Source organism: Streptomyces sp. NBC_01260, assembly GCF_036226405.1.
GTDB lineage: Bacteria > Actinomycetota > Actinomycetes > Streptomycetales > Streptomycetaceae > Streptomyces > Streptomyces laculatispora.
Window position 1 is genome coordinate 2,884,595 of sequence record NZ_CP108464.1, and the last position, 12,436, is coordinate 2,897,030.

9 protein-coding genes are annotated in these 12,436 nt (G+C 70.6%); 4 read left to right on the top strand and 5 right to left on the bottom strand.

Annotated features, from left to right (window positions below; all coding sequences use genetic code 11):
• Window positions 1–49 precede the first annotated feature (49 nt).
• Entirely contained in the window at window positions 50–916 is an 867-nt protein-coding gene (locus tag OG322_RS12410; protein ID WP_123461301.1) for a hypothetical protein, read from the bottom strand.
• Between the two features lie 697 nt (window positions 917–1,613).
• Between OG322_RS12410 and OG322_RS12415 the strand changes: the two genes are divergently transcribed.
• From OG322_RS12415 to OG322_RS12425, 3 genes are all read left to right on the top strand, one after another.
• Window positions 1,614–3,347 carry a chitinase gene (locus tag OG322_RS12415; RefSeq protein ID WP_311316955.1) on the top strand — a complete coding sequence of 578 codons (1,734 nt, stop codon included), beginning with the start codon at window positions 1,614–1,616 and terminating at the stop codon, window positions 3,345–3,347.
• 267 nt (window positions 3,348–3,614) lie between these two features.
• Window positions 3,615–5,879, top strand: a complete 2,265-nt coding sequence (locus OG322_RS12420; RefSeq protein WP_329306409.1) for a serine/threonine-protein kinase — start codon at window positions 3,615–3,617, stop codon at window positions 5,877–5,879.
• 143 nt (window positions 5,880–6,022) lie between these two features.
• Window positions 6,023–6,954, top strand: a protein-coding gene (locus tag OG322_RS12425) for an IS5 family transposase (RefSeq protein ID WP_266411293.1) whose coding sequence is annotated in 2 segments (ribosomal slippage) — window positions 6,023–6,370 and window positions 6,373–6,954 — 930 coding nt in all. Because the reading frame shifts where the segments join, the coding sequence is not laid out codon by codon here.
• Window positions 6,955–6,969: 15 nt separating this feature from the next.
• On the opposite strand, the gene OG322_RS12430 is transcribed toward OG322_RS12425, so the two are convergent.
• From OG322_RS12430 to OG322_RS12445, 4 genes are all read right to left on the bottom strand, one after another.
• Complete coding sequence (locus tag OG322_RS12430; RefSeq protein ID WP_123461300.1) at window positions 6,970–8,484, bottom strand: GntP family permease; 1,515 nt, start codon at window positions 8,482–8,484, stop codon at window positions 6,970–6,972.
• 133 nt (window positions 8,485–8,617) lie between these two features.
• Window positions 8,618–9,028, bottom strand: a complete 411-nt coding sequence (locus OG322_RS12435) for a RidA family protein (protein WP_024493266.1) — start codon at window positions 9,026–9,028, stop codon at window positions 8,618–8,620.
• Window positions 9,029–9,034: 6 nt separating this feature from the next.
• A complete protein-coding gene (locus tag OG322_RS12440; protein ID WP_123461299.1) occupies window positions 9,035–9,793 on the bottom strand; it encodes an IclR family transcriptional regulator in 759 nt (252 codons plus the stop codon).
• Window positions 9,790–10,869, bottom strand: coding sequence for a sugar kinase (locus OG322_RS12445; RefSeq protein WP_329306410.1), 1,080 nt, complete (start codon window positions 10,867–10,869; stop codon window positions 9,790–9,792). The genes OG322_RS12440 and OG322_RS12445 overlap by 4 nt, the downstream gene beginning before the upstream one ends.
• 220 nt (window positions 10,870–11,089) lie before the next feature.
• Here OG322_RS12445 and OG322_RS12450 point away from each other — a divergent pair, with 220 nt between their 5' ends.
• Window positions 11,090–12,388 (top strand): alanine racemase, encoded by a 1,299-nt coding sequence (locus OG322_RS12450; protein ID WP_123461297.1) that lies wholly within the window; start codon window positions 11,090–11,092, stop codon window positions 12,386–12,388.
• The last annotated feature ends 48 nt before the right edge of the window (window positions 12,389–12,436 follow it).

The window sequence follows — 12,436 nt, forward strand, 5'->3', positions numbered from 1 at the left end:
GACGGTGTCCGGACCGCGAGGGCGTCCGCGGAGGAGGAATCCGCGGTTGCTACGACCGTGGCGGTGCAGGCGCTCCATGGTTCAGGACACCGGACGACGGAATTCGGTTCTCGGTAGCGGGAAGCGGTGAGGAACAGAACCCGCAACGATCACCGATCAGCTCCATTCCGCACCAGTGGCAGGTCTCTCGCCTTACTGAGGAAACGAGTTGGTACAGGACGGAGATATCCGGAAGGAAAGCCGCGAATTCGATCAACTTCCCGGTTCCCCACCATCGGGAGGAATCGGCGGGCAGCGTTGCGTCCTGAATCGCCTGCACCTTCCAGGCGGGCGCCAGGGTCTGCTGCACCCACTCGGACTGCAACTGACCCTTGGCGACCAGCAGATGAGTACCGAAATCCGGCCCGGCCAGCGGCTCCGCGTTCGGGCCGACCTTGACGAGCTGGGGGTTCGGTCCCGCGAGTACGGCGAACTGGGAGCCGGGGACCCAGGACTTGGCGTGCGTCTTCAGGCTGACGGGGACGCGGTCGAGCTTGGTCACCGAGTTCAGCAGGGCGCCCGCATGGATGTAATGGGAGAGAAGCCGCGCGGAGGAGGCAACCACTCCGGGGCTGAAGTCACAGATGGACAGCTGCCGCAACTGCCTGACCAGCACAGCGACTCCCAGTGGCGGCAGATCCACCTTGAGCAGCGCGATGCGATCGCTCTCCAGCACGGACCGGACGGCGTGAAGTCGCCGCTCGTGCGCGAGGGCGATGCCCGTCGGATAGACGGCGATCACATACCCGTGCTGCTCCAGCATCAGGTGCATGTCGCCGATCGCCAGGTCCATCGCCTGGGCGTCGGGCGCCTGCAGCAGGGCTGCTGTCGGCGTCTGCTGATCGGTCGGCGGTAGGACCAGATCAGCGCTGGTCACTGCTATTGCGGTCGGCACGCTGTTCCCCGTTCGGCTCCGGCCGGCGTCGCCATGACGTCGGCCGCAATCGCTCCTGCTCCGTGCTTCTGCCTCAGCTTCTGCTCCAGCACTTTAACCGCGTCCTACACGGCAGAGAACACCCAGCGGAACCCGGTACGGCAACACCCTTGCATCAGCCACCCAACACTCACGTACGAAATCGGACCAAACCGAAAGTTGTTAACTTCTGTACCACTGCGGAGGGTTACTGTCAGGCATTCCCATTTCCGGTCCGTTGAAATTCATTTGCCCACGTCAATGTAGATTTTGGCATGTTCGCGCCATATTGGTGTGGCCGAAAGTCGTTACTGTCCGGCCATGTTGCCCACGTCACCCGTGAGGGGTCGCTCGCATCGGTCCGCCGGTTGCCATCCTCACGCGGGCGGCGTGTGCGTGTGCCGTGCGGGGCGGGTGCAGATAACGCGTGGGCGAAGCACGGGCTGTTGGCGCACCGCCCGCATGTGTACGGGCAGCTCACGCCCGCACCGCCGCGCCCCGGGGAGACGTCCCATGCGGCCGTCGCTGCCAGAGGTCTTGACAACTTGATTGGTCTGGACCAGTTTATCGGCCAGCGGTGGCCACCGTTCCTCGATTCCACACCCCCTTTCATCCCCGTGTCGCTCCCCCGCCATCCCCAACTCCCCCACGGAGGCAGCAAGTGGAACGTTCCCCCGTAACCAGCCGCAGACGGCGCCGCACCCGCCAGGGACTGGGCGCCGCCGTGGCGGTCGTCGCCGCGGGCGCCCTGAGCGTCACCGGTCTCGTCAGCAGCGCGCAGGCCGCCGACGTCAACGTCGCCAAGAACGCGGGCTTCGAGTCCGGCCTCGCCAACTGGACGTGTTCCGGCGGCTCCGGCGCCACCGTCTCCTCCCCCGTGCACGGCGGCACCTCGGCCCTCAAGGCGACCCCGGCCGGCCAGGACAACGCCAAGTGCACGCAGACCGTGGCGGTGAAGCCCAACTCGACCTACGCGCTCAGCTCCTGGGTCCAGGGCGGGTACGCCTACCTGGGCGTCAGCGGCACCGGAACCACCGACGTGTCCACCTGGTCCCCCGGCTCCAGCAGCTGGTCCCAGCTCTCGACCAGCTTCAAGACCGGGGCGAGCACCACCTCGGTCACCGTGTACACGCACGGCTGGTACGGCCAGGCGGCGTACTTCGCCGACGACCTCTCGGTCAGCGGCCCCGACGGCGGCGGCGGCACCGACCCCGGCCCGGCGATCCCCGCCGCCCCGGCCGGTCTCGCGGTCGGCGCCACCACGTCCTCCTCCGTCTCGCTGTCCTGGGGCGCGGTGTCCGGCGCGACCGGCTACACCGTCTACAAGGACGGCGCGAAGGCCACCACCGCCACCGGGAACTCGGCGACCGTCACCGGACTCGCGGCCAACACCGCGTACCAGTTCACGGTGACCGCCACCAACGCGGCCGGTGAGTCCGTCAAGTCCGCGGCCGTCAGCGGCCGTACGGCCGTCGGCGGCGGCACCGACCCGGGCATCCCGTCCACCTCGGTGCCCAAGCACGCGGTCACCGGCTACTGGCAGAACTTCAACAACGGCGCGACCGTGCAGAAGCTCAGCGACGTACCCGCGAACTACGACATCATCGCGGTCTCCTTCGCCGACGCCACGACGACGCCCGGCGCCGTCACCTTCAACCTGGACTCGGCGGGTCTGAACGGCTACACCGTCGACCAGTTCAAGGCCGACATCAAGGCGAAGCAGGCGGCCGGGAAGAACGTCATCATCTCGGTCGGCGGTGAGAAGGGCTCGGTCTCGGTCAACAGCGACGCCTCCGCGACCAACTTCGCCAACTCCGTCTACTCGCTCATCCAGGAGTACGGCTTCAACGGCGTCGACATCGACCTGGAGAACGGCGTCAACTCCACGTACATGACGAAGGCGCTGCGCTCGCTGTCGCAGAAAGCGGGCTCCGGTCTCGTCATCACGATGGCACCGCAGACCATCGACATGCAGTCGACCGCGGGTGAGTACTTCAAGACGGCGCTCGGCATCAAGGACATCCTGACCGTCGTCAACATGCAGTACTACAACAGTGGTTCGATGCTCGGCTGCGACGGCAAGGTCTACTCGCAGGGTTCGGTGGACTTCCTCACCGCGCTGGCCTGCATCCAGCTGGAGGGCGGCCTCGACCCGTCGCAGGTCGGCCTCGGTGTCCCCGCCTCCACCAGTGGCGCGGGCAGCGGCTACGTGTCCCCCTCGGTCGTGAACGCGGCCCTGGACTGCCTGGCCAAGGGCACCGGCTGCGGCAGCTTCAAGCCGTCGAAGACCTACCCCGGTGTGCGCGGCGCGATGACCTGGTCGACCAACTGGGACGCCAAGTCGGGCAACGCCTGGTCGAACGCGGTCGGCCCGCACGTGCACGGCCTGCCGTAACCGGCGCCCGGAGCGATTCGGGCACGTCAGCCACCGGCCGGACCCGGTGTGCGCCGTCCCCCAACGGCCGTCCGCCGCCCGGCATCCATGACCAGCAGTGCCGCCGCTCCCCCGGCGGCGCTGCTGCGCGTCATGGCCCGGCGCCGCCCCGGACACTCTGTCGCGGGCCCGCAACAGAGTGTCCGGGACTTGGCACATTCCATGGCTGTCCGCGCGTCCTCGTGGCACCGTTGTGAGGCACGGTGGTGGTGCGACGGGGGGAGTGACATGGCCGGAGCGCGGCTTCGGACTCTGGGGGCGGACGATCCGGCGACGCTCGGACCGTACCGGCTGATCGGACGGCTGGCGTCCGGCGGCATGGGGCGGATCTATCTGGCCCGCGGCGCGCAGGACGGCGGCCGGGGCCTCGTCGCGGTGAAGACCCTGCTGGCCGAGGGGCACGTCAGCGAGGTCGACCGGCGGCGGTTCGCCCGCGAGGTTTCGCTCGCCCAGCGGGTCGACAGCGCGTACACGGCGCGGGTACGGGACGCCGACCCGGACGCCGGGCAGCCGTGGATGGCCATCGACTACATCGCCGCGCCCCCGCTCTCCGAACTGGTCCGCAACTGCGGGGTGTTGCCCGCTTCGGCCGTACGGTGGGTGGCGGCGGGCACCGCTGAGGCCCTGGTCACCCTGCACGGGGCGGGCATCGTGCACCGCGACGTGAAGCCGCAGAACGTACTGCTGCCGCTGGACGGCCCCCGGGTGATCGACTTCGGCATCTCGCACGCCAGTGACCTCACGCTCACCGGTCTCACGCTCGGCACGATCGCCTTCACCTCGCCCGAACAGGCGCGCGGCGAGCCGTCGACGGCCGCCTCCGACGTCTACTCGCTCGGCGCGACGCTGTTCCTGCTGGCCACCGGACGGCCGCCCTACCGTGCGGACGGCGACACCCTGCGGCTGCTGGCCCGGGTCCAGCGCGGCGAACTCGACCTGGACGGACTGCCCAAGGAGCTGGTCGCGACGATCCGGCCCTGCCTGGCCGTCGCTCCGCGCCACCGCCCCAAGCCCGCCGACCTGCTCGCCCGCTTCCGCGAGGAGCAGGCCGGCCTGCCGGCGACGCACGGCGGCGCCCGGTGGCTGCCGCCGCGGTGGACGGCGCTGATCGGCGAGTACGCGGCCCAGGGCCTGGAGCTCACGAACGCCCCTCGCACGGATCCGGCCGCGGTGACCCTCGATCAGCGGACGAACGTGATCCAGGCGCCTCCCCCGACGCTGGTCTACTCACCGGCGCGTGAGGCACGGGCGGCCCGCGACCGCGCCCGCCGCGAGCGCGCGCGGCAGGATCTGGCGGTGCTCGCGGAGCTGGCGGAGCGGCAGCGCGCGGAGCACGCCGAACGGGAACGACGCGAGCAGTTCGAGCGTGAACAGCGGGAGCGGGCCGAGCGCGATCGCCGGGAGCGGGCCGAGCGCGCCGAGCAGGAGCGCGCGGAGGTCGAGCGCGCGAAGGCCGCCCGCCTGGAGGCCGCTCGTCTGGAGGCCGAGCGGCAGGCGGCCCAGCACGCCGAACGGGAACGGGCCGAGCGGGAGAAGGCCGAGCGGACGCGCGCCGAGCGGGCCGCCCGCGCCGCACAGGCCCGTGCCGCACAGCCGCGTCCGACCTCGCCCACCGCCTCGCCCGGCGCCGCCACCGCCTCCTCCCCCGCCCCGGGTCCGGCCGGCCGCACTCCCGCTCCCGCCGGTTCCTCCGGCGGCTCCAAGGCCGGTGGCTGGCTGCTCGCCACAGCCGTCGTCATCGCGCTGCTCATCTGGCAGCCCTGGGAGATGTCCGGGAGCGAGCGCGTCGGCGGAACCGCTTCCGGCAGCACCGGTTCCGGCTCCGCCACGGCCGGCAGCGAGCTCGACACCCATACGGCTGACGGCGGCACCGACAGCACCGATGACCCCGGCGGCACCACGGACGACTCCGACAGCAGCACCGACGAGCAGACGCCGACCCCCACCCCTACTCCGACGCCCACACCCACGCCCACCCCCACGCCGTCCCCCACCCCGGACGCCACGGACCGGGCGTTCCGCGCGGTGCGCGCCGGTGACTGCCTCGACGTGTACAGCGACGGTCGCGGCAACATGAGCGCCCGTGCGCCGGTCCGGGTCGGCTGCGCGGCCTCGAACGCCTTCATGCACGTCAGCCGCGTCACCTCCGCGGCCGGGGGCTCCGGTTCGTGCGACCGGGGGCAGGGCTACACCTGGTGGCACAAGTCGGGTCAGGACGGCGTCGAGAGGACGCTCTGCCTCGATCGGGTGTACCGGGTGGGCCAGTGCTTCCCCGCGCAGGTCCAGGGGGCCACCAGTGCCGATCTGACGGTGGTGCTGAGCTGCGACGCGACGAGCGTGCCACTGGCCGGCCAGTCGATCCTGCGGATCACCGGGTTCTACCGGGCCCCCGCGGCGGACACGAACTGGACGTGCCCGGCCGGGAACGGAGGGCGGTTCTGGTACTGGCCGGTGAACAACGGCCGGAGCGTCATCTGCGCGTCGGCGGCCTGAACCGGCACGGCACAGGGGAGAAGGAGCGGGGCTGGGCGCGCACCCGGCCCCGCTCCCTGATCCGGCGTGGTCCGAACGAGAGGTCTAGGTCCTGTTTCTCGGATCTCCTGACCTGCGAGGGGTGTTGGGGCCAGGCTGGGTTCATGGGCCGTGGGGATCTGACGAATGCGGAGTGGGATCGGCTGGAGTCGTTCCTACCTCCTGGTGGTACGCGTGGAGGTCGGTGGAGCGATCACCGCCGGGTGATCAACGGGGTTCTCTACCGGGTGCGGACCGGCGTGCAGTGGCGGGATCTGCCGGAGCGATTCGGGCCATGGGAGACGGTCTATAAACGACATCGTCGCTGGTCAGCCGATGGAACCTGGCAGATGCTGCTGTCTCGCATCCAGGTAGCCGAGGACGCCGAGGGCGGCATCGACTGGGACGTGTCGGTGGACTCGACAGCCGTGCGAGCCCACCAGCACGCCGCCGGTGCGAGGAAAGCGCCCCCGGCCGCCGTCCCTCAAAGGGGGGCCAAGTGGGGGACGAACCAGGTCGATCCGGTACTGCGGAGACTGACCATCCGCCTGGAGGAGGTGGTCAGGTCGGCGAATGTCTGGGACGTTCCCGCGGAGGATTCACCACCAAGATCCACCTCGTTGCCGAGGGACGATGCCGGCCCCTCGCCTTCGTCCTGACACCCGGACACTACGGAGACGGACCCCAGCTCGAGCGGGTGCTGGAACAGGTTCTGGTGCCGCGAGCCGGAGTCGGCCGGCCACGCACCCGGCCCGACCATGTCTTGGCGGACAAGGCCTACACGTCCCGGAAGAACCGCCGCTACCTGCGACGACGCGGAATCCGGCACACCATCCCCGAACGTCTCGACCAGCAGAGACACCGCAAGAACCGAGGTTCACGCGGCGGTCGGCCTACCGGTTTCGACAGCGAGCTCTACAAGAAGCGCAACACCGTCGAACGCACCATCAACCGCCTCAAAGGCTTCCGCGCCGTCGCGACCCGCTACGAGAAACGCGCCTACATCTACCTCGGCACCGTCACACTCGCAGCACTCATGATCTGGCTCCGTACATGATCCGAGAAACAGGACCTAGATCACCAGGCTCAGCAGCGCCGCCACCACGAAGCCCGCCACCGACAGGACCGTCTCCAGCACCGTCCAGGACTTCAGGGTGTCGCGCTCCGAGATGCCGAAGTACTTCGACACCATCCAGAAACCGCCGTCGTTGACGTGCGAGGCGATGATCGAACCGGCCGAGATCGCCATGATGATCAGCGCCAGGTGCGGCTGCGACATGCCCTGGCCCTCGACCAGCGGGACGACGATGCCCGCGGTGGTGACGATGGCGACCGTCGCGGAACCCTGGGCGATGCGCAGCACCGCGGAGATCAGCCAGGCCAGCAGGATGACCGGCAGGCCGACGTCGTTGAACGTGTCCGCGAGCGCGTCCGCGATGCCGCTGCTCTTGAGTACGGCGCCGAAGATCCCGCCCGCGCCGACGACCAGCAGGATGTTGCCGACCGGCTTGAGGGAGGAGGTCGACACCGACTCCAGGGACTTGCGGGACCAGCCGCGCCGGATGCCGAGCAGGTAGTACGCGAGCAGCAGCGCGATCGTCAGGGCGACGAACGGGTTGCCGAAGAACTCGACGACCGAGCGGAGCGTCGAGGGGTCCAGGGCGATGGAGGAGAACGTCGCGGCGAGGATCAGCACCAGCGGGGTGCCGATGATCGCGAGTACGGTGCCGAGCGCGACCGGGGCCTCGTGCGGGGTGACTCCGGCGGCGCGCTGCTCGGCGACGACCGCGGCCTTCGCCTCCTCGGCGGCCTCGACCATGTCCTGCGGGACATCGACGAAGATCCGCTTTCCGATCCAGGCGGCGTATCCCCAGGCGGCCAGTACGGACGGGATGCCGACGACGGCGCCCATCAGGATGACCCAGCCGAGGGAGACGTGGAAGAGGCCGGCGGCGGCGACCGGGCCGGGGTGCGGCGGCAGGAACGCGTGGGTCATGGACAGGCCCGCCAGCAGCGGCATCGCGTACAGCAGGATCGACTTGCCGCGGGGGGTCCCCCCTGGTCGAGCGGAGTCGAGAGCTTGGGGGCGCTTGGCGGCGGCGTACACGATCGGTGCGAGGACGAAGATGCCGACGTCGAAGAAGACCGGGATACCGAAGATCAGACCGGTCAGGCCCATGGCGAGCGGGGCGCGCTTCTCGCCGAAGAGATTCAGCAGCCGGGCGCTCAACACCTCTGCTCCGCCGGAGACTTCGAGGATCGCGCCGAGCATCGTGCCGAGGCCGATGATGATCGCGACATGGCCGAGGATGCCGCCCATGCCGGATTCGATGACGGAGACGGCGGCCGACTTCTGCACCGTGCCGAAGAGCTCCGTGACGGAGAGTCCGGCGCCCAGGCCGACGGCTATGGAGACGGCGAGCAGCGCGACGAACGGCTGCAGCCTGACCTTGATGATCAGGAAGAGGAGGAGGGCGATTCCGAGTACGGCGACGGTCAGCAGACCGGCCGTCCCGTCTATCAGCAGGAGGAGTCCACCGGTGTGGGGTGGCGTCTCGACCGGTGGGGGGCTCGCGGCGAGCAGCATGGGTAACTCCGTTGTCGGCCATGGGTTGCGGGTAGGGGGGAGCGCGGCACGGCGCCCCGGTGGGGCGGGGCGCCGTGCCGTACGGCGTGGTGCGGTGGAGCGGGAGCGGCAAGGGGATCAGGCTCGGTCGGTATCAGCCGAGGACCGCGAGGGCGTCGATCTCGATGAGCAGGCCCTTGGGCAGGCCGACGTAGACCGTCGTCCGCGCGGCGGGGGCGGCCTTGAGGTTCTGCTCGCCGAAGTAGGTGTTGTAGATCTCGTTCATCTCGGCGAAGTGGTCGACGTCGGTGAGGTAGACGCGCATCATCATGACGTCGTCCCAGCTCGCGCCGCCCTCCTCCAGGATCGCCTTGACGTTGGCGAAGGTCTGGAGGGTCTGCTCGCGCAGGGTGGGACCGGCCGGGGTCGGTGCCTGGCCCTCCACCGCGGGCAGGAAGCCGACCTGGCCGGCGACCTGGAGGATGTTCCCCTTCTTCACTCCGTGCGAGAACTTCGCGGGCGGGGCGGTGTGGGTGCTCGGGGTGAGTGCGGTCTTGTCGGTCATCGCTGATCAGACTTTCTTGGGTCGGGTGGTGCCGGAGTACTCCCGGCTGATGGTGTCGGCGGTGCGCCGGACCAGCGGGAGCAGGGTGAGGAGTTCCTCCGCCGTGACGACCACGTTCGGTGCGGAGACCGACATGGCGGCGACGACACGCCCGTCGGCGCCGCGGATGGGGGCGCCGACGCAGTTGATGGACTCCTCGTGGCCACCGAGGTCGGTGGCCCAGCCCTGTTCGCGTACGGCGGCGAGTTCCTTGAGGAACGCACCGGCGCCGGGGGTCGAACGGGACGTGTACATGGGGTAGTCGAGCTTCTCGGCGACGGCGCGCCGTTCCGGCTCGGTCAGGTCGGCGAGCAGGAGCTTGGCCACGGCGGCGACGGTGATCGCGACGGGTTTGCCGATCCGGGAGTACATCCGTACCGGGTAGCGGCTCTCGACCTTGTCGATGTAGAGGACCTCGTTCTCCTCGTACACCGCGAGGTGGACGGTGTGTCCGCAGCTCTCGTTGAGTTCGGCGAGGTGCGGGTGGGCGATCTCCCGGACGTCGAGGTTCTCGACGGCCTCCTGGGCGAGCGCGAAGAGCCGTGCGCCGAGGCGGTAGCGCTGGTCCTGCTGGCGGTAGACGAGTCCGTGCTCGTGGAGCGTACGGAGCAGCCGCAGCGCGGTGGACTTGTGGACGCCGAGCCGCTCGGCCACCTGTCCGAGGTCGGCGGGTCCCTGCGCGAGCAGTGGCAGGATGCTCAACGCCCGGTCGACGGTCTGGCTCATGTGCTGCGTACCTCCGTGTCGTCCCCCGTCCAGCCGGGGCCGAGACGCAGTCTCCCCCAGGCGGCGTCGTCGAGGGCCGCGAGGTGGTCGGCCCGGTCGCGGGCGGGCGGGTCGGTGAGGTCGCCGGGGACGGTGAGGACGGCGGCGGCCATCAGGTGACCGTGCCGGGCCCGGTCGCGGACGGGCAGTCCGCGCAGGGTGGCGGAGAGGAATCCGGCCGCGAAGGCGTCACCGGCGCCGACGGGCGCGACGACGTCGACGCGCAGCGCGGGGACGTCCGTGACCGAATCGGCTCCCGGGGAGGCCGAAAGGCCGGCCCCGGGGCGGAGCCGGGAAAAGACCGTGGCCCCTTCCGCGCCCCGCTTCACGACCAGCACCGCCGGTTCCGGCAGCGCCGCGCGGATCGCCTCGGCCCCCACGACGCCCCACGCCTCCTGCGCCTCGTCCTCCCCGACGAAGACGAGGTCCGCGCCGCGGGCCAGGTCCAGCAGGACGCCGGGGGAGGCGTCGCCGCCCCGCCACAGTCCGGGCCGGTGGTTGACGTCGAAGGAGACGAGCGGGCGGCCGGGCCGCGGGGCCGTCAGCTCGCGCAGCAGCGCCAGGCAGTCGGCGGAGAGCGCGGCCGTGATGCCGGACAGGTGCAGCACCCGGCGGGCGAGCAGGGCCTCGCGGGGGACGTTGGCGGGCGACATCGCGGAGGCCGCGGATCCGGCCCGGTAGTACGCCACCTCGTGGACGTCGGCCGCGCGGTCGGTCGCCGTGCGGAAGTAGATGCCGGTGGGGCGGGCGGGATCGCGCCGCACCGCGGAGGTGTCGACCCCGTAGGCGGAGATCGCGTCGACGAGATGGTCGCCGAAGCCGTCCGCCCCGACCCGGCTCACCCAGGCCGCCCGGTGCCCGGCCTTGGCGAGCGCGCAGGCCACGTTGGACTCGGCGCCCCCGATCCCCCGGCCGAAGGACGGTACGTCGGCGAGGCGTCCCGGCTGCGAGGGCAGGAACGTCACCATGGACTCACCGAGGCACACGACATCACTGGTCGCGGTGTCGGCGGCGGTCCTGGCCGGGGTTCCGGACACTCGGGGCTCCTCTTGGTCTGCGGGCGGCACCGGTTCTCACCATTGACCGGGCATCGGCTCGGATGTTAGACAGCCCTGAGCGATATACGCAATGGGTGTTGCATATGTTGCAACGCAATACAGTACAGACGTCTGCGGCGCACACGGCTTCTGCGGTGCACACGGCTGACGACGACTGATCACGACTGACGACGACCTACTTCGATCGAGGAGGCACCCCATGGCTGCCGACCGTCCCGTGGCCGGACCGGCCGGACTCGCCGATGAGCGGGTCGACCACCGGTTCAAGGCGCTCCCGCCCGACGCGGAGGGGCTGACCGTCGGCGCGCTGGCCGCCGAGCGGCGCAACCTCTTCACCGGCGGGTTCACCACCCCGGTGCTCGCCCTGTCGGCCGAGTCCGTCGAGCACAACCTCGCCCTGCTGGAGACGTACGCGCGGCGCCACGGTCTCGTGTTCGCCCCGCACGGCAAGACGTCGATGTCCCCGCAGCTGTTCGCCCGCCAGCTGGAGCACGGCGCATGGGGCATCACCGCGGCGGTGCCCCACCAGGCGCGGGTCTACCGGGCATACGGGATCCAGCGGATCTTCCTGGCCAACGAGCTCGTCGACGCCACCGCGCTGCGGTGGCTCGCGGGCGAGCTGGACGCCGACCCCGGCTTCCGGTTCGTCTGCTACGTCGACTCGGTGCGCGGCGTCGAGCTGATGGACGAGGCCCTGCGCGCGGCCCGCGCCTCCCGCCCGGTCGATGTCGTCGTGGAGCTCGGCGCGGGCGAGGGCGCCCGCACGGGCGCCCGTACCGAAGCCGACTGCGCCGCGGTCGCCGACGCGGTGGCCGCGGCCGGGAGCCTGCGCCTGGTGGGCGTGGCCGGTTATGAGGGCGAGGTGCCGCAGGCGACCGGCGAGCGGGTACGGGACTGGCTGCGCCGGCTCGTCGCGCTGGCCGCGGCCTTCGACGCACAGGGGCGGTTCGCCGCGCTGGACGCCGGTGAGCAGATCGTGATCAGTGCGGGTGGCAGCGCGTGGTTCGACGCGGTGGCGGACGTGTTCGCCGGCATCCCGGAACTGTCCTCCCCCGTCTGCAAGTTGCTCCGCTCAGGTGCGTACGTCTCGCACGACGACGGCCACTACCGCCATCTGACGCCCTTCAACAGGGTCCCCGAGGAGGGCGCGCTGCAGCCCGCCTTCCGGCTGTGGGCGCAGGTCGTCTCACGCCCGACTCCCGAGCAGGCGTTCCTCAACGCGGGCAAGCGGGACGCCGCGTACGACCTCGATCTGCCCCAGGCACAGGTCGTGCGGTCGGGGCGGGACGGCTCCGTGCGGGCGGCCACGGGGATCGAGGTCACCAAGCTGTCGGACCAGCACGCGTGGGTCGGGACCGAGGAGGGGACCGGGCTGGAGGTCGGGGACTGGGTCGGGATGGGCCTTTCGCACCCGTGCACCAGCTTCGACAAGTGGCAGCTGATTCCGCTGGTGCAGGCGGACGGCACGGTCACGGACTACATCCGCACGTTCTTCTGAGCCCGCTTGCGAGCCCGGAACCAAGCCCCTCCGGCGGCTGAGAGGCCG

Coding starts and splice junctions, on each gene's coding strand:
- OG322_RS12420 (WP_329306409.1), top strand. CDS start 3,615: ATGGCCGGAGCGCGGCTTCGGACTCTGGGGGCGGACGATCCGGCGACG.
- OG322_RS12430 (WP_123461300.1), bottom strand. CDS start 8,484: ATGCTGCTCGCCGCGAGCCCCCCACCGGTCGAGACGCCACCCCACACC.
- OG322_RS12435 (WP_024493266.1), bottom strand. CDS start 9,028: ATGACCGACAAGACCGCACTCACCCCGAGCACCCACACCGCCCCGCCC.
- OG322_RS12440 (WP_123461299.1), bottom strand. CDS start 9,793: ATGAGCCAGACCGTCGACCGGGCGTTGAGCATCCTGCCACTGCTCGCG.
- OG322_RS12450 (WP_123461297.1), top strand. CDS start 11,090: ATGGCTGCCGACCGTCCCGTGGCCGGACCGGCCGGACTCGCCGATGAG.